Raw genomic sequence first — 19,502 nt, 5'->3', positions numbered from 1 at the left:
GGGGTGGCCTTACTGGGTGGGGCTGGCGGCGGCTGCGGGTTGCGCCGGGTATCATTACACGCTGATTCGTGACCGCGACCGGATGCGGTGTTTCGCGGCGTTCCGGCATAACAACTGGCTGGGGGCCTGTGTGTTTGCGGGGACGGCGGTGGCTTATGCAATTCGCTGATTAGATCCCGCTGGTTTTCTCCCCTCTCCCGCTTGCGGGAGAGGGGAGCGTTCACATGGGGCGGCGGCCAGGTCAGAGCGCCCGCGGTTTGGCCGCGCCTCAATCCTTCCCGAACTCCGCCCCCATCTCCTTGCCCCGCGCCGCGGCAGCATGCATCGCGCGCACGAAGGCATCACCAATGCCCGAAGCCTCCATCGCCGTCAGCGCCGCATACGTCGTGCCGCCCTTGGACGTCACGCGCTCACGCAGCGTCGACACCGGCTCGGAAGACTGCCCGGCCAGGGTAGCAGCGCCACGGAAGGTCTCTACCGCCAGTTCGCGGCCTTGCTCCGCCGTCAGGCCCAGCTCGGTGGCGGCGCGTTCCATCGCCTCGATAAAGTAGAAGACATAGGCCGGCCCACTGCCGGAAATGGCGGTGACCGCATCGATCTGGTCATCCCCATCCACCCATACGCACTTGCCGACGGCCTCGGCCACCGCGCTGGCGATCGCGCGGTCTTCGGCCGACAGCCCGACCGGCGCGGCCAGCCCGGTCATGCCCATGCCGGCCAGCGCCGGCGTATTCGGCATCGCCCGCACCAGCCGGGCGCGCCCGTCCAGCCAGCGCTCCATGTCCTGCAGCCGGATGCCGGCGGCCACGCTGATCACCAGGTTGCCCTTGCCGCTGGCCGGCAGGATCGGCAGCAGCTGCGCCGCGGCGTCGCGGAACTGCTGCGGCTTGACCGCCAGCACCAGCACGTCGCAGGCGCCGAAGGCGGCATCCGGCGCGCCGGCGGCATGCACGCCGAGGTCGCGCGCCAGGCGTTGCTGGGCCTCGGGGAAGGGGTCGACCACGCGGATCGAGCCGGCCGGCACGCCGCGGGCGATCAGGCCGCCGATCAGTGCGGTGGCCATGTTGCCGCCGCCGAGAAAGCCAAAGGTAAGGGTATCGAGCATGGAGATCCGTTGGGGGGCTTGAAGGGAATGGACTGGGCGCGCCGGACTACGGGTATTGGCGCGCTCCGAAAATGGCGGTGCCGATCCGCACCAGCGTGGCGCCCTCGGCGATGGCGGCTTCCATGTCGCCCGACATGCCCATCGACAGCGTGTCGAGGTCCAGGCCGTCGGTGCGCAGCGCCTGCAGCATGGCGCGCATGGCCGCGAACGGGCGGCGCTGCGCGGCGGGGTCGTGCTCGGGCTCGGGGATGGCCATCAGCCCGCGCAGGCGCAGGCCTGGCAGCGCGGCGACGGCATGTGCCAGGCCGGGCACCTCTGCCGGGGCGACGCCGCTCTTGCTGGCTTCGCCGCTGATATTGACCTGGATGCAGACCTGCAGCGCGGCCATGCCGGCCGGGCGCTGGGCCGACAGCCGCTCGGCGATCCTGAGCCGGTCGACGGCGTGCACCCAGTCGAAATGCTCCGCCACCAGGCGGGTCTTGTTGCTCTGCAGCGGGCCGATGAAATGCCATTGCACGCGGTGGCGCAGGTCGGCCAGCGCGGCGATCTTGTCGACGCCTTCCTGGACGTAGTTTTCGCCGAAAGCGACCTGTCCGGCGGCGTATGCGGCCCTTATGCGGTCGGGGGGAACGGTCTTGGAAACCGCCAGCAGGGCGATGTCCGCGGGCTGTCTGCCGGCTTGTTGTGCGGCCGCCGCGATGCGCTGGTGAACGGCTTGCAAGTTGGCGGCAATTACAGACATAATCCGGCGAACATACAAAAGAAAGTACGCAAAGTACTGATAACTAGGGTGGGGTCATTATAGATGGACATCGCGCAGCTATTGGCTTTCGCTGTCAAGAACAAGGCGTCTGATCTTCATCTCTCCGCGGACATGCCGCCGATGGTGCGGATCCACGGCGACATGCGCCGGATCAACATCGCCTCGATGACGCACAAGGATGTCCACGCCATGGTGTACGACATCATGAGCGACACCCAGCGCAAGGCCTACGAAGAACGCCTCGAAATCGATTTCTCGTTCGAGATCGCCGGCCTGTCCCGCTTCCGGGTCAATGCCTATAACACCCAGCGCGGCGCCGCCGCGGTGTTCCGTACCATTCCCTCCAAGGTGCTCACGCTCGAAGAGCTGCGCGCGCCCGCGGTGTTTGCCGACCTGTGCATGAAGCCGCGCGGGCTGGTGCTGGTGACGGGCCCGACCGGCTCGGGCAAGTCCACCACGCTGGCGGCGATGGTCGACCATCGCAACGAAAGCGACATGGGCCACATCCTCACGGTGGAGGACCCGATCGAATTCGTGCACAGCTCCAAGAAGAGCCTGATCAACCAGCGCGAGCTGGGGCCGCACACGCATTCGTTTGCCAACGCGTTGCGCTCGGCACTGCGTGAAGACCCGGACGTGATCCTGGTGGGTGAGCTGCGCGACCTGGAAACCATCCGCCTGGCGCTGACCGCGGCCGAGACCGGCCACCTGGTCTTCGGCACGCTGCACACCAGCTCAGCGGCCAAGACCATCGACCGCGTGGTCGATGTGTTCCCGCCCGAAGAGAAGGACATGGTGCGCACCATGCTGTCGGAATCGCTGGAGGCGGTGATCTCGCAGACGCTGCTGAAGACGCGCGACGGCAATGGCCGCACCGCCGCGCACGAGATCATGATCGCCACGCCCGCGATCCGCCACCTGATCCGCGAGAACAAGATCGCGCAGATGTACTCGATGATGCAGACCAGCAGCGGGCTGGGCATGCAGACGCTGGACCAGTGCCTGTCTGACCTGATCAAGCGCAGCGTCATCAGCTACAACGACGCGCGCGCCATCGCCAAGAACCCCGACGCGTTCATGGGCTGAGGCCCGCTCCCCAGCAGGACACCGACATGCTCGATCGCGAATCCGCCGCCAAGTACATCAACGACCTGCTGGAGCTGATGGTCAGCAACCGCGGCTCGGACCTGTTCATTACCTCTGACTTCCCGCCGGCGATCAAGGTCGACGGCAAGATCAAGCCGGTGTCGCAGCAGCCGCTGAACCCGACCCAGGCGCTGGGCCTGGTGCGCTCGGTGATGAACGAGCGCCAGGTGCAGGACTTCGACACCAGCCGCGAATGCAATTTCGCGATCACCGCGCCCAAGGCCGGGCGCTTCCGCGTGTCGGCCTTTATCCAGCAGGGCAAGGCCGGCATGGTGGTGCGCACCATCAATACGCGCATTCCCTCGGTGGCCGACCTGGACCTGCCGGCGACGCTGCATGAGGTGGTGATGGCCAAGCGCGGGCTGGTGATCGTGACCGGCGCCACCGGCTCGGGCAAGTCGACCACGCTGGCGGCAATGCTGGATCACCGCAACGCGCATTCGTACGGCCATATCATCACCATCGAGGATCCGATCGAGTACGTGCATGCGCACCAGAACTGCATCGTCACGCAGCGCGAGGTCGGCATCGATACCGAGTCCTGGCACGTGGCGCTGAAGAACACGCTGCGCCAGGCGCCCGACGTGATCCTGATCGGCGAAATCCGTGACCGCGAGACCATGGAGTACGCGATGCAGTACGCCGAGACCGGCCACCTGTGCCTGGCCACGCTGCACGCCAACAATGCCAACCAGGCGATCGACCGCGTGGTCAACTTCTTCCCCGAGGAAAAGCGCCAGCAGCTGCTGATCGACCTGTCGCTGAACCTGAAGGCGATGATCTCGCAGCGCCTGCTGCCGCGCGCCGGCAAAAAGGGGCGCGTGCCGGCGGTGGAGATCATGATCGGCACGCCGCTGGTGGCCGACCTGATCTTCAAGGGCGAGATCCACGAGCTCAAGGAAGTCATCAAGAAGTCGCGCGAGCAGGGCATGGTCTCGTTCGACCAGGCGCTGTTCGACCTGTACGAGGAAGGCAAGATCACCTACGAGGACGCGCTGCGCAATGCCGACTCGCTCAACGACCTGCGCCTGATGATCAAGCTGCACAGCGCGAGCGCCAAGGACACCGACCTGGGTGCCGGCACCGAGCATCTCAATGTCATCTGATTCGTGCACGGTGATGCGCATGGCGTTATGCTTGGGCCACGCAAGGGCCAGTTCCGGCCCCAGGAGTCTGCCATGAGCAATGTCTACCAGTTCGAAGCCAACTCGCTGGCCGGCCAGCCGGTACCGCTGTCGCAGTTCCAGGGCAAGGTGATGCTGGTCGTCAACACCGCCAGCGAATGCGGGTTCACGCCGCAGTACGAGGGCCTGCAGAAGCTCTACGACGAATACCACGAGCGCGGCCTGGAGGTGCTGGGCTTCCCGTGCAACCAGTTCGGCAAGCAGGAGCCGGGCGATGCGCAGCAGATCGGCCAGTTCTGCGAAACGCGCTTTGCGGTGCGCTTCCCGATGTTCGCCAAGATCGACGTGAACGGTGCCGACGCCCATCCGCTGTACCAGTGGCTGACCACGGAAAAGCGTGGCGTGCTCGGTACCCAGGGCATCAAATGGAACTTCACCAAGTTCCTGCTGCGCCGCGACGGCACGGTGTTCAAGCGCTATGCGCCGACCACCAAGCCCGACGAGCTGCGCGCCGATATCGAGATGCTGCTGTCCGACCCGGCTGCCTGAGCGGGACTAGGTGCCGCTGGCGCGCACCGCGCGCAGGAAACCGTTGAGCGAGCGGTCGGGCGTTTCGTGGAAATGGTCGTCCAGCATGCGGATGGCGCGGCAGCGGTCCAGCCGGAAGCTGCGATAGTCCGAGCGCGTGGTGCACCACGTCGCCAGCAACCAGGCATTGCCCCAGAAGAACAGGCCCAGCGGCATCACCACGCGTTCGGTGATGCGCTGCTGCACATCGCAATAGTCGAGCAGCAGCAATTTCTGTTCGCCCAGCGCCCCGTGTACCACGTCGAAGGCCTCGCGCACATGCGCCTGGTTGACGTATTCCGGCGCGAACACGCGGCTTTGCTGCGCTGCCAGCCGGCGCGGCGGCGGCAGCGCGGCCATCAGTTTTTCCAGCGCGGGATCGGCCGCGGCGGCCAGCGCGCCGCCGCCCCAGGCTTTCAGGAGGCGCAGGCCGGCGACCAGTGCTTCGACTTCCATGGCGGTGAACATCAGCGGCGGGACATCGAAGTCGGCGCGCAGCCGGTAGCCGATGCCGGCCTCGCCCTCGACCGGCACGCCTGACAGCGACAGCGCCTGGATATCACGGTAGACGGTGCGTTCCGATACCCCGAGCCGCTGCGCCAGCAGCGCCGCCGTGGTCAGGCGGCGGCCGCGCAGCACCTGCACGATCTGGAACAGGCGGTCGGCGCGGCGGCTCATCGGGGGCGGCTTGCCATCGGGGTCAGGCGGCCACGGGCTCGTGCAGCCCGATGCGGTTGCCTTCGCTGTCGGTGATATGGGCGATGCGGCCGATCTCGCCCGGCAGGCGCAGCGGCCCGAACACCGTCTTGCCGCCGGCGCGCGCGGCGCGCTCCAGCAGCACATCCAGTTCCGGCGCATGCAGGTACGGCACCGCGCCGTAGTAGTTGCTGGGGCGATAGCCCTCGCCGGCGACCAGCGCGCCGCCCGGGTCGGGGTGGGGGAACACGGCCATGTCGACCTGGCTCATGGTCTCGCGGCGCAGCTGGATATTGAACACCTGCTCGTAGAAGCCGACCGCGCGGCTCATGTCGACGACGGGGATTTCCAGCCAGTTGATCAGACGGTTGCTCATGACAGACTCCTTGGTTCCAGGTGAAGGGGAGTGGGGAGCTCGCATCATGCGCGGGGGCTGCTGACAGCGTGCTGTCAGGAGCGTGTCAGTGTGGCATCCACGCCGCCATCACCGGCACCATGATCGCCGTCAGCACGCCGTTCAGGCCCATGCCCAGCGCGGCAAAGGCGCCGGCTTCCTGGTTGACCTGGAAGGCGCGAGCGGTGCCGATGCCGTGGGCCGCCACGCCGGTGGCGAAACCGCGCACGCTGTAGTCGCGGATGCGCAGCAGGTTCAGCACGCTGGTGGCGCTGACCGCGCCGATGATGCCGGTGGCCATCACCAGCACCGCGGTCAGCGAGGGCAGCCCGCCGATCTTCTCGGCCACGCCCATGGCGATCGGGATCGTCACCGACTTGGGCGCGAGCGAGCGCACGGTCTCGGGCGATGCGCCCAGCAGCCAGGCAATTCCCACCGCCGACACCACCGCCACCACCGAGCCCGCCACCAGTCCTGCCAGCAGCGGGAACACATGGGTGCGCAGCTTGGGCAGCTGCAGGTACAGCGGCACCGCCAGTGCCACCGTGGCCGGCCCCAGCAGGAAGTGCACGAACTGCGCGCCGTCGAAGTAGGTCTTGTAGGGCGTGCCGGTGACGGTCAGCACCGTGACCAGTAGCGCCACCGCGATCATCACCGGGTTGGCCAGCGGCGAGAAGCGCGAACGCTCATAGATGCGGAAGGCAAAGACGTAGGCCAGCAGCGTGGCGGTCAGCCCGACCAGCGGGCTCGCGGCCAGGTAGACCCAGATCTCGTTGAGGCGGGGCGTCATCATGCCTGCTCTCCTTTCGCATCGGCGGGCGGGACATCGGCGCGCTTGCGCATCAGCATGCGCGTGACCACGGCGGTGGTGGCGATGGCCAGCCAGGTGGACACCACCAGCGCCACCAGGATCGGCATCCATTCGCCCTCGATGCGGTTGGCATGGACCATGATGCCGACGCCGGCCGGCACGAACAGCAGCGACAGGTGCTTGAGCAGCTCAGTGGTGGTGCCCTGGATGATGGGCAGCAGGCGGTCGTCGAAGGCGAGCCAGCCGAACAGCAGGATCATACCCAGCACGGGGCCGGGCACCGGCAGGGTCAGCGCGTAGCTGATCACCTCACCGATGGACTGGAAAACCAACAGGATTGCAAAGGTCTGGAGCATGGGGCGTGGCGTTTGGTCGCAGGTGCGCGGCGCGCGTCCGGAAGGATGCGCGCTGCCGCCCATGCTGCCCGCCCGCGCTAGCCGAGCATCTTGTCGACCAGTTCGATCCAGTGCATCACCGGGGTGCCGGTGCCGCCCTGCAGGTGCGAGATGCAGCCGATATTGGCCGAGACGATGGCTTCGGGCTGCGTGGCCTGCAGTTTGGCGAGCTTGTCGTCGCGCAGGCGGTAGGCCAGTTCCGGCTGCAACACCGAATAAGTGCCCGCCGAGCCGCAGCACAGGTGGCTGTCAGCGCAGAGTTTGACTTCGACGCCGAGGCCGGTCAAGAGCGCTTCGACTTTGCCGCGGATCTGCTGGCCGTGCTGCAGCGTGCAGGGCGGGTGGTAAGCCACGCGCCGGTTGTCGCGCGGGACCGCGCCGGCCAGGGTGTGCAGCTCGTCGGCAAAGTCCGGCAAGACTTCGGACAGGTCGCGCGTCAGCGCCGAGACGCGGCGGGCGCGCTCGGCGTACTTCGGATCGTTGCGCAGCAGGTGGCCGTAGTCCTTGACCATCGCGCCGCAGCCCGAGGCGGTCATCACGATGGCCTCGGCGCCGTCCTCGATATGCGGCCACCAGGCATCGATGTTGCGGCGCATATTGTCGAGGCCGCCGTCGTGGTCGCCGGTGTGGAAGCGGATCGCGCCGCAGCAGCCGGCTTCGCGCGCCACCAGCAGTTGTACGCCGACACGGTCGAACACACGCGCAGTTGCGGCATTGATGTTGGGCGACATTGCCGGCTGCACGCAGCCGTCGAGCAACAACATCTTGCGTGCATGCGCATTGCGCGGCCACGTGCCGGGCGCGGCGGTGCTGGACAGCGCCGGCACCTTGTTGCGCAGCGTGCCCGGCAGCAGCGGCCGCACCATCTGGCCCAGGCGCAGCGCCGTGCCGAACAGCGCCGGGCGCGTCAGCCCCTCGCGCAGCACCCAGCGCGCGATGCGCTCGCGGGCGGGGCGCTGCACGCCTTCGGCCTCGAGCTTGTCGTCGACCAGCTTGCGGCCGATATCGACCAGGCGGCCGTAGCGCACGCCCGACGGGCAGGTCGATTCGCAGTTGCGGCAGGTCAGGCAGCGGTCCAGGTGCAGGCGCGTGCTTTCGGTGATGGCATGGCCTTCCAGCACCTGCTTCATCAGGTAGATGCGCCCGCGCGGGCCGTCCAGCTCATCGCCGAGCAACTGGTAGGTGGGGCAGGTGGCGGTGCAGAAGCCGCAATGCACGCAGTTGCCGACGATGGATTTGGCTTCCTCGCCTTCGGGCGTGTTGCGAAGAAAATCGGCCAGGTTCGTTTGCATGGTGTGGGGAGGTTGTGCCGGGGGGATGCCTGGACGTGCCGGGTCAGAGCCCGGGGTACATGCGCTGCGGGTTGAAGATGCCGGCCGGGTCGAAGGTCTCTTTCAGGCGGCGGTGGATCGCGGCCAGCGGCGAGGCCAGCGGCGTGAACACGCCCACTGACTTGTCGCCATTGCGGAACAGCGTGGCATGGCCGCCGGCGGCCTGCGCCACGGCGCGCACGCTTTCGGCATCGGTCTTGTCAGTGCCGTCCTCGGGCAGCCACCAGCGCTGGCCGCCGCCCCATTCGATCAGCTGTGGGCCCGGCAGCGCCAGCGGCGCGGCGATGGTGGGCACCGCCAGGCGCCACAGCGCGCGGCCCGCCTGGGCGGGGGCGAAGAACGGGTGGGTCTGCTCGCGCAGCGATTGCCACAGCGCCGCGGCTTCCGCAGCGTCCACGCGCTCGCCGCCCAGCCTGACGCACGCGGCGCGCACGGCGGCGGTGGCGCCGGCCAGGCGCACGTGCAGCACGCCCGCGTGCCAGGCCGAAGACGCCAGCGGCAGCGGCTGGCCGCCCCAACGGTTCAGGTGCTCGATGGCATCGGCCTGCGCCAGCTCGAAGCGCAGCGTGGCCTCGTCGAACGGTGCCGGCAGCACCTTGACCGACACCTGCAGGATCAGCCCGAGCGTGCCGAGCGAGCCCGCCAGCAGCCGCGACACGTCATAGCCCGCCACGTTCTTCATCACCTGGCCGCCGAAGTCCATCACCTCGCCGCGGCCGTCCATCAGCTGCGCGCCCAGCATGAAGTCGCGCAGCGCGCCCACCGACTGCCGGCGCGGGCCCGACAATCCCGCGGCCACGGCGCCGCCCAGCGTCGCGGTGCTGGGCTGGCCCGGCAGTGCGAAATGGGGCGGCTCGAAGGCCAGCATCTGGCGCTTCTCGGCCAGCGCCGCCTCGATCTCGGCCAGCGGCGTGCCGCAGCGCGCGGTGATCACCAGCTCGGCCGGGTCGTAGTCGACGATGCCGGCATAGGCGCGCGTGTCCAGCAGCTGGCCCGCGGCGGGCTGGCCGTAGAAGTCCTTGCTGCCGCCGCCGCGCAGCCGCAGCGCGGTGCGGGTCTCGGTGGCTTGCCTGACGGCGTCGCGGATGGCGTCGAGGGTGGCTTGCATATGCGTCGTGGGGTAGGGAAGGCCGGCTCAGGAGCCGGCAGGTCCGCCGGGCACTTCCGGCCGGTCGTTCTGGTATTCGGGCAGCTGGCTGCCGCAATGCTTGCAGTAGCCGGCGTCGGGTTCGTGGCCCTCGGTCAGGCAATGGGTGCAGGTGCGCGTGGTGAGCGGCCGCTTCAGGATGCTGGCGGCCAGCTCGGCGCCGACGATACCGGTGGGGAAGGCGATGATGCCGTAGCCCAGCAGGATGGTCAGCGAGGTGATGAACTGCCCCAGCGGGGTCTTGGGCACCATGTCGCCGAAGCCCGTGGTGGTCAGCGTCACCACCGCCCAGTACATGCTGACCGGGATGCTGGTGAAGCCGTGCTGCGGGCCTTCCACCACGTACATTACCGTGCCCAGGATCACCGTGATGATGAACACCGTGCCCAGGAACACGAAGATCTTGCGGCGGCTGTTGACCAGCGCGCGGTACAGGATCTCGGCTTCCTCGAAGTACACGGTCAGCTTCAGGATCCGGAACACGCGCAGCAGCCGCAGCAGGCGCACGTCGATCAGGAAATGCAGCTCGGGCAGGAAGAAGGCCAGCCAGGTCGGCATGATCGAGACGAAGTCGATGATGCCGTAGAAGCTGAACACATAGCGCCACGGCCGGCGCACCACCAGGATGCGCATCACGTACTCGGCCGTGAAGAACAGCGTGAACATCCATTCCAGCACGGTGAACGCCAGCCCCAGGCGGTTGTTCACCGCGGGCAGGCTGTCGAGCATCACCACCGTCACGCTGGCGACGATGGCCAGCAGCAGCGCGACATCGAAGAGCCGGCCCTCGCGGGTATCGGCCTCGAAGATGATGGTGTACCAGCGCTGGCGCCAGCCGGCCTCGGGCTGCCCCAGGCGCTGGCGGACGAACGCTTCCTGCTGCTGGCGTCGGCGTGGGCTGGACATGGCGTGGCTCAGAAGCGCGGCAGTTCCGGGTGCGGCAGCAGGCCCCGCTTCACATGCATCTTGCCGTACTCCGCGCAGCGCGCCAGCGTGGGGATGGCCTTGTCCGGGTTGAGCAGCCGCGCCGGGTCGAAGGCGGCCTTGACGCCGAAGAAGGCATCGCGCTCGGCGGGCGAGAACTGCACGCACATCGAGTTGAGCTTTTCCACGCCCACGCCGTGCTCGCCGGTGACGGTGCCGCCCAGTTCCACGCAGGTTTCCAGGATGTCGGCGCCGAACAGCTCGGCGCGGTGCCATTGGTCCTGGTCCGCGCCATCGAACAGCACCAGCGGGTGCATGTTGCCGTCGCCGGCATGGAACACGTTGATGCAGCGCAGGCCGTACTTTTGCTCCATGGCTTCGATGCGCCTGAGCAGCGTGCCGATGTGCTTGCGCGGAATGGTGCCGTCCATGCAGTAGTAGTCCGGCGAGATCCGGCCGGCGGCGGGGAAGGCGTTCTTGCGGCCGCTCCAGAAGCGCAGGCGCTCGGCTTCGTTCTGCGAGACCACGATGCGGGTGCAGCCCGATGCCGTCAGCACCGCGCTCATGCGTTCGATTTCCTCGGCCACTTCTTCCGGGGTGCCGTCGGATTCGCACAGCAGGATGGCGGCGGCATCCAGGTCATAGCCCGCATGCACGAACTGCTCGACCGCGGCGGTGGCGGGCTTGTCCATCATTTCCAGTCCGGCCGGGATGATGCCGGCGGCGATCACGTCCGCCACCGCATTGCCGCCTTTCTCGACATCGTCGAAGCAGGCCATGATCACCTGCGCCAGCTGCGGCTTGGGGATCAGGCGCACCGTGACCTCGGTGACCACGGCCAGCATGCCTTCGGAGCCGATCAGCACGGCCAGCAGGTCCAGGCCCGGCGAGTCGGGGGCCTCGGAGCCGAACACCACCACCTCGCCCTCCATCGTCACCGCGCGCACGCGCAGCACGTTGTGCACGGTCAGGCCGTACTTCAGGCAGTGCACGCCGCCGGAGTTCTCGCTGACGTTGCCGCCGATGGTGCAGGCGATCTGCGAGGACGGGTCCGGCGCGTAGTACAGGTTGTGGGGTGCGGCGGCGTCGGAGATCGCCAGGTTGCGCACGCCCGGCTGGACCACCGCGGTGCGCGAGTACGGATCGACCGACAGGATGCGCTTGAACTTGGCCAGCGACAGCACCAGGCCCTCGGCGATCGGCATGGCGCCACCCGACAGGCTGGTGCCGGCGCCGCGCGGCACCACCGGCACGCCCAGCTTGTGGCACAGGCGCAGGATCGCGCAGACCTGTTCCTCGGTGTCGGGCAGGGCCACGGCCATCGGCACCTGGCGGTACGCGGCCAGGCCGTCGCATTCATAGGGGACGGTGTCTTCCGGCTTCCACAGCAGCGCGGCATCCGGCAGGATCTGCGCCAGGCCGGCCAGCAGCGCGCTGCGGCGGCCTTCGGCCGTGGCATGGGCGCCGTCGGGGGCGATGGTTTGGGCTTCGTGCGGGGCATTCATGAACGACTCCTGTGGGGCCTCCTGGATGGCGGCCGGTGCGCGGCCTGCCGGTCGCGGCAACGCAGGGCCTGCCGCGGGGACGGGTGACTATAGCGCAGGGCACCTGGCGCGGGCACCACGGGACACGTGAATTCCGCATGGCAGGCCGATCAAAAATGCTCATCATGGCTGCGCGGGAAATCACTCCTGGCAGGCGACGCAAGTCCAGCGTACACCGCAGCGCGGGTGCAGGGAAGGCGGTCCGGCCGGACTCAGCGTGCCGGCGGCTGCGGCAGGAAGCAGACCATGTCGAGCTTGTCGTGGAAGTGCGGCGCGACGTACAGCGCATCCGGCTCCAGCCCCGTGCGCACGAAGCCGAGCGACTCGTACAGCCGCACCGCGCCCGCGCTGCCGGCATTGACGCACAGCGTCACCTGGCGCACGCCCGGCATGGCGGCGGCCTGTTCCATGGCCCGCTCCATCAGCGCGCGGCCGAGCTTGCGGTCGCGCCAGCCCGGGGCCACGTACATGCCCCAGATAAAGGCCTTGTGCCGGTGCTTGGCGTTTTCCTCGCGCATCACCCCGACCACGCCGGCCAGCGCGCTGCCATCGCTGCCGTCGACAAAGGCGCCGAATACGGCCTTGCCCTCGGTCGCGGCCAGGCGCCCGGCGACGACTTCCAGCGGCCGGTCCTGTTCCTCCTCCAGGCTGGAAGCGAAGGCTTCCGGCGCTTCGGCCAGGCCGTGCAGCCGCAGCGCCTGGAAGGCGGCGGCATCGGCGGGGGTCAGCAAGCGGATTTCCATGGGGTCAGTCTCCTACCAGTCCAGGCTCAGCAGCCAGTCGACGAAATAGCGCGCCTCGGGCTTGAGCGGGGCCTGTTCGCGCTCGACGATGTAGTAGCCGTGTGGCGAGACCGATTCCACCTCCAGCAGCCGCACCATCTGCCCCAGCGACAGCCAGTGCCGCGCCATGCGCTGGCGCACCAGCGCCACGCCCTGGTTGGACGCGATCGCCTCCAGCATCAGGCCGATGTCGTTGAACTGCGGCCCGGTCTGCGGCTCGGCCCAATCCAGCCCGGCAGTCTCGAACCACGGCTTCCACGGCTCCAGCGGACTGCGCAGCAGAACCAGGCCGTGCAGGTGCTCGGGCTTGGTGATGGCGCGGCCGTTGACGCGCTCGTAGTACTCGCGCCCGCACGCCGGGAACACCGGCTCGACCAGCAGCCGGGTGGTCTTCAGGTCAGGGTAGCGGCCGGTGCCGTAGCGGATCTCGACATCGGTGTCCTCGGCCTTGACGTCTAGGAACGGGATCGCCAGGTGCAGCTCGAGGTCGATATGCGGATACAGCGCGCCGAACTCGGGCAGGCGCGGCACCAGGTGCTGGCGCCCGAAGGTGGGCGGGATCGCCACCCGCAGCCGGGTGCGCAGCTTGTTGTATTCGGGCCGCGCCAGCTCGTTGAGCGACTTGAGCGCGTCCTGCACGTTGCGCAGGTAGCGCGTGCCGGCGGCGGTCAGCCGCAGCGCCGCGTTGGCGCGCACGAACAGGTCTTCGCCCCACAGCTCCTCAAGATTCTTGATGCGGTGCGAGACCGCGCTGGGCGTGACCGACAGCTCTTCGGCCGCGCGCGCGAAGCTGCCCAGGCGCGCCGCTGCCTCGAAGGCGATCAGCAGGTGCAGCGGCGGGACGCGGTTGAACATGGAGGCCATCAGCTCGGCACGCCTTACTGCGAGCCGCCGCGCGTGGCGCTGAAGATCTTGCCCGGGTTGAGGATGTGCTTGGGGTCCAGCGCGTCCTTGATCGCGCGCATCACGTCGAGCGCATCCTCGCCGTGTTCTTCCACCAGGAAGCGCTGCTTGTGCAAGCCCACGCCGTGCTCGCCGGTGCAGGTGCCGCCCATCGCCAGCGCGCGTTCGACGATGCGCTGGTTGATGGCCTCGGCCTCGGCCATCTCTTCGGGCTTGTCGGGATCGACCAGGATCGCCACGTGGAAGTTGCCGTCGCCGACATGGCCGACGATGGGGCAGGGCAGCGCCGAGGCGTTCAGGTCCTTCTCGGTCTCGGTGACGCAGTCGGCCAGGCGCGAGATCGGCACGCACACGTCGGTGGTCACCGACTTGCAGCCCGGCTTGAGCTGCAGCATGGCGAAGTAGGCGGTATGGCGCGCGTTCCACAGCCGGCTGCGGTCCTCCGGGCGGGTGGCCCACTCGAAGCCCTGGCCGCCGTGCTCGGCGGTGATCTGCTGCACGGTCTCGGCCTGCTCGCGCACGCCGGCCTCGGTGCCGTGGAATTCGAAGAACAGGTGCGGGGTCTCGGGCAGGGTCAGGTTGTCGTGGCGGTTGATGGCGCGGATCGCCAGCGCATCGACGAACTCCACGCGCGCCACCGGCACGCCCAGCTGGATGGTCTGGATTACCGCCTGCACCGCGCTGCCCATGCTGGGGAAGGCGCACACCGCGGCGGAGATCGCCTCCGGCTGCGGGTAGAGCCGCACCGTCACCTCGGTGATGATGCCGAGCGTGCCTTCGCTGCCGATAAAGAGCCGGGTCAGGTCATAGCCCGCCGCCGACTTGCGCGCCTGCGTGCCGGTGCGGATCACGCGGCCGTCGGCGGTTACCACTGTCAGCGCCAGCACGTTCTCGCGCATGGTGCCGTAGCGCACCGCGTTGGTCCCGGAGGCGCGCGTGGCGCACATGCCGCCCAGCGAGGCGTCGGCGCCCGGGTCGATCGGGAAGAACAGGCCGGTGTCCTTGATTTCCTGGTTCAGCTGCTTGCGCGTGACGCCGGGCTGCACGGTCACGGTCAGGTCCTCGGGCTGCACCGCCAGCACGCGGTTCATCTGCGACAGGTCCAGGCTGATGCCGCCTGCCACGGCCAGCAGATGGCCTTCCAGCGACGAGCCCGCGCCGTACGGGATCAGCGGCACGCCATGCTGGTTGCACAGGCGCGCCACCTCGGCCACTTCCTCGGTGCTGTGGGCGAAGACCACGGCGTCGGGCACGGCCGGCGGGAACGGGGATTCGTCGCGGCCGTGGTGTTCGCACACGCCGGCGGAGGTGGTGAAGCGGTCGCCGAAGCGCGCCGCCAGGGCTTCGCTGAAGGCGGGCGGCAGCGGACGGCGGGCGAGCGTGGCGGACGGCGTGGGGTGGTTCATGCGGGTCTCCGGCGGGTCGGCGCGACGGTGGTGCCGGCGGCGGCGCTGCGGAGCAAGCTCCGGTCTGGCCGGCAGGGGCGCGACCCGGTTATCGAATGGGCGACGAATGGGGGCTACCGGCATTCTACGCCGCGCGGCGGCTCATGCACCCTGGCCGGGCACTGCGGCGGCCGGTACTGGCCGATAGCCGCACAGCAAGCGCCGGGACACAAGCGCTTGGCGCGCCGAGGCGGTCCGGCGCGATAATGCGTCTTTCCCCCGGGCGCCCCGCGTTGCAGGGCGGACCACGACTACCACACGCTTACGAGGAGACCGGCATGGGCAACCGCCTGTCCAAGATTGCCACCCGCACCGGCGACGCCGGCACCACCGGCCTGGGCGACGGCAGCCGCACCGGCAAGGCCAGCCCGCGCATCGCCGCCATCGGCGACGTCGACGAGCTCAACTGCCACGTCGGCGTGCTGCTGACCGAGGCCCTGCCCGACGACGTGCGCGCCGCCCTGCTGCATATCCAGCACGACCTGTTCGACCTGGGTGGCGAGCTGTCCATCCCGGGCTACACCCTGCTCAAGCCTGAGCAGGTGGCGCAGCTCGATACCTGGCTCGCCGACTACAACGCCAACCTGCCGCGGCTGGCCGAATTCATCCTGCCCGGCGGCAGCCGCGCCGCGGCGCAGGCCCATGTCTGCCGCACCGTGTGCCGCCGTGCCGAGCGCGCGCTGGTGGCGCTGGGCGCGGCCGAGCCACTGAACGAGGCCCCGCGCCAGTACCTGAACCGGCTGTCGGACCTGATGTTCGTGCTGGCGCGGGTGCTGAACCGGGCCGGCGGCGGTTCTGACGTGTTGTGGCAGCGCGATCGCGACGCGCCAGGAGGTATGGAATAGGCCACTTTCGGCGGCCGCGCCGCGCCGTCCGCTTAACCTGCGGCGGCGGATGCCGTTGAAAGCGTGCAGAAACCGAGAAAATTACTCGGATTTGCCGGTTCTGCCCTTGAAAAGCCCCCGGGTGGCCACATTTCGGCCTCAGGTTGAATTGCAGCCGCGCGGATTGCGCCGGCTCAAGAGGAGAGAATAATGGGTAAGATCATCGGTATCGACCTCGGTACCACCAATAGCTGCGTCGCGATCCTGGAAGGCAACACCCCCAAGGTCATCGAAAACTCGGAGGGTGCCCGCACCACCCCGTCGATCATCGCCTACATGGAAGACGGCGAGATCCTGGTCGGCGCGCCGGCCAAGCGCCAGGCCGTCACCAATCCGCGCAACACCCTGTACGCGGTCAAGCGCCTGATCGGCCGCAAGTTCGAAGAGAAGGAAGTCCAGAAGGACATCGGCCTGATGCCGTATTCCATCGTCAAGGCCGACAACGGCGACGCATGGGTGTCGGTGCGCGACCAGAAGCTGGCGCCGCCGCAGGTTTCCGCCGAAGTGCTGCGCAAGATGAAGAAGACGGCCGAGGACTACCTCGGCGAGCCGGTGACCGAAGCCGTGATCACCGTGCCGGCCTACTTCAACGACTCGCAGCGCCAGGCCACCAAGGACGCCGGCCGCATCGCCGGCCTCGACGTCAAGCGCATCATCAACGAGCCGACCGCGGCTGCGCTGGCGTTCGGCATGGACAAGAACGAGAAGGGCGACCGCAAGATCGCCGTGTATGACCTCGGCGGCGGCACCTTCGACATCTCGATCATCGAGATCGCGGACGTGGACGGCGAGAAGCAGTTCGAAGTGCTGTCGACCAACGGCGACACCTTCCTGGGCGGCGAAGACTTCGACCAGCGCATCATCGACTACATCATCAGCGAGTTCAAGAAGGACCAGGGCGTGGACCTGTCCAAGGACGTGCTCGCGCTGCAGCGCCTGAAGGAAGCCGCTGAAAAGGCCAAGATCGAACTGTCGAGCTCGCAGCAGACCGAGATCAACCTGCCGTACATCACGGCCGATGCCTCGGGTCCGAAGCACCTGAACCTGAAGATGACCCGCGCCAAGCTCGAATCCCTGGTGGAAGAGCTGATCACGCGCACCATCGAGCCGTGCCGCATCGCCATCAAGGACGCGGGCGTCAAGGTCAGCGACATCGACGACGTGATCCTGGTGGGCGGCATGACCCGCATGCCCAAGGTGCAGGAACAGGTCAAGGAGTTCTTCGGCAAGGAAGCGCGCAAGGACGTGAACCCGGATGAAGCCGTGGCCGTCGGCGCCGCGATCCAGGGCTCGGTGCTGTCGGGCGACCGTACCGACGTGCTGCTGCTGGACGTGACGCCGCTGTCGCTGGGGATCGAGACCCTGGGTGGCGTGATGACCAAGATGATCACCAAGAACACCACCATCCCGACCAAGCATGCGCAGGTGTTCTCGACCGCCGACGACAACCAGCCGGCGGTGACCATCAAGGTGTTCCAGGGCGAGCGTGAAATGGCCTCCGGCAACAAGCTGCTGGGCGAGTTCAACCTGGAAGGCATTCCGCCCGCAGCGCGCGGCACGCCGCAGATCGAAGTGTCGTTCGACATCGACGCCAACGGCATCCTGCACGTGGGCGCCAAGGACAAGGCGACCGGCAAGGAAAACAGGATCACCATCAAGGCGAACTCGGGCCTGTCGGAAGACGAGATCCAGCGCATGGTGAAGGACGCCGAGGCCAACGCCGAGGAAGACAAGAAGGCCCGCGAGCTGGCTGATGCCCGCAACCAGGCCGACGCGCTGATCCACTCGACCAAGAAAGCGCTCACCGAATACGGCGACAAGCTGGAAGCCGGCGAGAAGGAAAAGATCGAAGCCGCGATCAAGGAACTGGAAGACGCCGCTCGCGGCGGCGACAAGGCCGAGATCGATGCCAAGGTCAACGCGCTGTCCGAAGTCAGCCAGAAGCTGGGCGAGAAGGTCTACGCCGACATGCAGGCCAAGGCTGGCGAAGGCGCCACGGCCGGTGCTGCTGCCGGTGCCGGCGCGGCCGGTGGCCAGCAGGCGCAGCCGCAGGACGACAACGTTGTGGACGCCGAATTCAAGGAAGTCAACGACAAGAAGTAATCGGGACACGCGGGCGGCGGTGCAGGCACTGGCCGGCACCGCCCCCGCCCCGACGCCGGGCGCGGCCATCGGACCCAGCGGGAAACCGCCGTCGGATGCCTCGCTCGGCTTTTTTGCTATTCGCCGGTATCGCGCCGCATGTGCGTGCCGGCCAAAAAGGTTTGAGCCACCATGGCAAAACGTGACTATTACGAAGTGCTCGGGGTAGGCAAGAACGCGAGCGACGACGAGATCAAGAAGGCTTATCGCAAGCTCGCGATGAAGTACCACCCGGACCGCAATCCGGAAGGCAAGGACGGCAAGATCGCCGAGGAAAAATTCAAGGAGGTCAAAGAGGCCTACGAGATGCTTTCCGACCCGGAGAAGAAGGCGGCCTACGACCAGTATGGCCATGCCGGTGTCGACCCCAATATGGCGGGCGGCTTCGGCGGTGCGCAGGGCTACGGCGGTTTCGCCGAGGCCTTTGGCGACATCTTCGGCGACATTTTCGGCCAGCAGGCCGGTGGCCGTCGCGGCGGCGGCGGCCCGCAGGCCTATCGCGGCGCCGACCTGCGCTACAGCATGGAGATCTCGCTGGAGCAGGCCGCGCACGGCCACGAGGCGCAGATCCGCGTGCCGCACTGGGACGACTGCGACCACTGCCACGGCAACGGCGCGGAGCCGGGCTCGAGCGTGGAAACCTGCCCGACCTGCCACGGCGCGGGCCAGGTGCGCGTGTCGCAGGGCTTCTTCACCATGCAGCAGACCTGCCCGAAGTGCCACGGCAGCGGCAAGTACATCCCCAAGCCGTGCACCAAGTGCCACGGCCAGGGCAAGCTGAAGTCGCAGAAGACGCTGGAAGTGAAGATCCCGGCCGGCATCGACGAAGGCATGCGCATCCGCTCGTCGGGCAACGGCGAGCCGGGTATCAACGGCGGCCCGCCGGGCGACCTGTATGTGGAAGTCCACATCAAGGCGCACCCGATGTTCGAGCGCGACGGCGACGACCTGCACTGCCAGATGCCGATCTCCTTCGCCACCGCGGCGCTGGGCGGCGACCTGGAAGTGCCGACGCTGAGCGGCAAGGCCACCTTCCCGGTGCCTGAAGCCACCCAGTCGGGCAAGACCTTCCGTCTGCGCGGCAAGGGCATCAAGGGCGTGCGTTCCGGCTATCCGGGCGACCTCTATGTGCATGTGAACGTGGAGACGCCGGTCAAGCTGACCGAGGCGCAGAAGGAGATGCTGCGCCAGTTCGACCGCTCGGTGCATGAGGGCGGCTCGCGCCACAGCCCGCAGGAGCAATCCTGGCTGGACAAGGTGAAGAGCTTCTTCAGCTGACCGGGTTTGCAGTATCGGACCGGCCACGTGCGAGCGTGGCCGGTTTTGTTTTTGGCGCGCGATAATGCCAAGGTTGTCCCCACCGCCCCTTTCCTGACGATTTCCCCGTGGTAGCCAGCAT

Annotated in this window: 19 protein-coding genes and 1 pseudogene; 7 read left to right on the top strand and 13 right to left on the bottom strand. The window is 67.9% G+C overall.

The window, feature by feature from the left end:
- Positions 1 to 169, top strand: a pseudogene (locus AC3WQZ_RS33035) (4-hydroxybenzoate octaprenyltransferase); the annotation flags it as partial.
- A 99-nt stretch (positions 170 to 268) separates the two neighbouring features.
- On the opposite strand, the gene proC reads toward AC3WQZ_RS33035, so the two are convergent.
- Together proC and AC3WQZ_RS33025 are read right to left on the bottom strand one after the other, a co-directional pair.
- Positions 269 to 1,105, bottom strand: coding sequence for a pyrroline-5-carboxylate reductase (gene proC, locus AC3WQZ_RS33030; RefSeq protein ID WP_492301970.1), 837 nt, complete (start codon positions 1,103 to 1,105; stop codon positions 269 to 271).
- A 46-nt stretch (positions 1,106 to 1,151) separates the two neighbouring features.
- Positions 1,152 to 1,847: a YggS family pyridoxal phosphate-dependent enzyme gene (locus AC3WQZ_RS33025; RefSeq protein WP_492301968.1), complete on the bottom strand. Its 696-nt coding sequence runs from the start codon at positions 1,845 to 1,847 to the stop codon at positions 1,152 to 1,154.
- Positions 1,848 to 1,910: 63 nt separating this feature from the next.
- Here AC3WQZ_RS33025 and AC3WQZ_RS33020 point away from each other — a divergent pair, with 63 nt between their 5' ends.
- The 3 genes from AC3WQZ_RS33020 to AC3WQZ_RS33010 all read left to right on the top strand — a co-directional run bounded on the left by AC3WQZ_RS33020 (position 1,911) and on the right by AC3WQZ_RS33010 (position 4,687).
- Positions 1,911 to 2,954 (top strand): type IV pilus twitching motility protein PilT, encoded by a 1,044-nt coding sequence (locus tag AC3WQZ_RS33020; protein WP_010815050.1) that lies wholly within the window; start codon positions 1,911 to 1,913, stop codon positions 2,952 to 2,954.
- A 26-nt stretch (positions 2,955 to 2,980) separates the two neighbouring features.
- On the top strand, positions 2,981 to 4,120 hold the full coding sequence (locus tag AC3WQZ_RS33015) for a PilT/PilU family type 4a pilus ATPase (protein ID WP_010815049.1): 1,140 nt from the start codon (positions 2,981 to 2,983) through the stop codon (positions 4,118 to 4,120).
- 72 nt (positions 4,121 to 4,192) lie between these two features.
- Positions 4,193 to 4,687: a glutathione peroxidase gene (locus tag AC3WQZ_RS33010; RefSeq protein ID WP_010815048.1), complete on the top strand. Its 495-nt coding sequence runs from the start codon at positions 4,193 to 4,195 to the stop codon at positions 4,685 to 4,687.
- A gap of 6 nt (positions 4,688 to 4,693) precedes the next feature.
- On the opposite strand, the gene AC3WQZ_RS33005 is transcribed toward AC3WQZ_RS33010, so the two are convergent.
- From AC3WQZ_RS33005 to AC3WQZ_RS32955, 11 genes are all read right to left on the bottom strand, one after another.
- Complete coding sequence (locus AC3WQZ_RS33005; protein WP_010815047.1) at positions 4,694 to 5,383, bottom strand: helix-turn-helix transcriptional regulator; 690 nt, start codon at positions 5,381 to 5,383, stop codon at positions 4,694 to 4,696.
- A gap of 22 nt (positions 5,384 to 5,405) precedes the next feature.
- Positions 5,406 to 5,777: a VOC family protein gene (locus tag AC3WQZ_RS33000; RefSeq protein WP_010815046.1), complete on the bottom strand. Its 372-nt coding sequence runs from the start codon at positions 5,775 to 5,777 to the stop codon at positions 5,406 to 5,408.
- 85 nt (positions 5,778 to 5,862) lie between these two features.
- The gene (locus AC3WQZ_RS32995) at positions 5,863 to 6,588 is read right to left on the bottom strand and encodes an LrgB family protein (protein ID WP_010815045.1); all 726 of its coding nucleotides are present in this window, start codon (positions 6,586 to 6,588) and stop codon (positions 5,863 to 5,865) included.
- A complete protein-coding gene (locus AC3WQZ_RS32990) occupies positions 6,585 to 6,962 on the bottom strand; it encodes a CidA/LrgA family protein (RefSeq protein WP_011615990.1) in 378 nt (125 codons plus the stop codon). Before AC3WQZ_RS32990 ends, AC3WQZ_RS32995 begins: the two co-directional genes overlap by 4 nt.
- A gap of 77 nt (positions 6,963 to 7,039) precedes the next feature.
- The gene (gene glcF / locus AC3WQZ_RS32985; protein ID WP_439668237.1) at positions 7,040 to 8,293 is read right to left on the bottom strand and encodes a glycolate oxidase subunit GlcF; all 1,254 of its coding nucleotides are present in this window, start codon (positions 8,291 to 8,293) and stop codon (positions 7,040 to 7,042) included.
- A gap of 43 nt (positions 8,294 to 8,336) precedes the next feature.
- Positions 8,337 to 9,440 (bottom strand): glycolate oxidase subunit GlcE, encoded by a 1,104-nt coding sequence (gene glcE / locus AC3WQZ_RS32980; RefSeq protein WP_011615988.1) that lies wholly within the window; start codon positions 9,438 to 9,440, stop codon positions 8,337 to 8,339.
- A gap of 27 nt (positions 9,441 to 9,467) precedes the next feature.
- Positions 9,468 to 10,385: an ion transporter gene (locus AC3WQZ_RS32975; protein WP_011615987.1), complete on the bottom strand. Its 918-nt coding sequence runs from the start codon at positions 10,383 to 10,385 to the stop codon at positions 9,468 to 9,470.
- Positions 10,386 to 10,393: 8 nt separating this feature from the next.
- Positions 10,394 to 11,908, bottom strand: coding sequence for an FAD-linked oxidase C-terminal domain-containing protein (locus tag AC3WQZ_RS32970; RefSeq protein WP_010815040.1), 1,515 nt, complete (start codon positions 11,906 to 11,908; stop codon positions 10,394 to 10,396).
- A gap of 251 nt (positions 11,909 to 12,159) precedes the next feature.
- Positions 12,160 to 12,690 carry a GNAT family N-acetyltransferase gene (locus AC3WQZ_RS32965; protein WP_010815039.1) on the bottom strand — a complete coding sequence of 177 codons (531 nt, stop codon included), beginning with the start codon at positions 12,688 to 12,690 and terminating at the stop codon, positions 12,160 to 12,162.
- 12 nt (positions 12,691 to 12,702) lie between these two features.
- Positions 12,703 to 13,593 carry a LysR substrate-binding domain-containing protein gene (locus tag AC3WQZ_RS32960; RefSeq protein WP_011615985.1) on the bottom strand — a complete coding sequence of 297 codons (891 nt, stop codon included), beginning with the start codon at positions 13,591 to 13,593 and terminating at the stop codon, positions 12,703 to 12,705.
- Between the two features lie 14 nt (positions 13,594 to 13,607).
- On the bottom strand, positions 13,608 to 15,038 hold the full coding sequence (locus AC3WQZ_RS32955; RefSeq protein ID WP_010815037.1) for an FAD-binding oxidoreductase: 1,431 nt from the start codon (positions 15,036 to 15,038) through the stop codon (positions 13,608 to 13,610).
- A 317-nt stretch (positions 15,039 to 15,355) separates the two neighbouring features.
- Here AC3WQZ_RS32955 and AC3WQZ_RS32950 point away from each other — a divergent pair, with 317 nt between their 5' ends.
- The 3 genes from AC3WQZ_RS32950 (at position 15,356) to dnaJ (ending at position 19,381) form a co-directional block, all read left to right on the top strand.
- A complete protein-coding gene (locus AC3WQZ_RS32950; RefSeq protein ID WP_010815036.1) occupies positions 15,356 to 15,922 on the top strand; it encodes a cob(I)yrinic acid a,c-diamide adenosyltransferase in 567 nt (188 codons plus the stop codon).
- A 189-nt stretch (positions 15,923 to 16,111) separates the two neighbouring features.
- On the top strand, positions 16,112 to 18,064 hold the full coding sequence (gene dnaK, locus AC3WQZ_RS32945; RefSeq protein ID WP_010815035.1) for a molecular chaperone DnaK: 1,953 nt from the start codon (positions 16,112 to 16,114) through the stop codon (positions 18,062 to 18,064).
- A gap of 171 nt (positions 18,065 to 18,235) precedes the next feature.
- On the top strand, positions 18,236 to 19,381 hold the full coding sequence (gene dnaJ / locus AC3WQZ_RS32940; protein WP_010815033.1) for a molecular chaperone DnaJ: 1,146 nt from the start codon (positions 18,236 to 18,238) through the stop codon (positions 19,379 to 19,381).
- Positions 19,382 to 19,502 lie beyond the last annotated feature (121 nt).

It is taken from the genome of Cupriavidus sp. FW305-26, from assembly GCF_058787975.1.
This window is presented reverse-complemented; position numbering and strand designations above follow the sequence as displayed.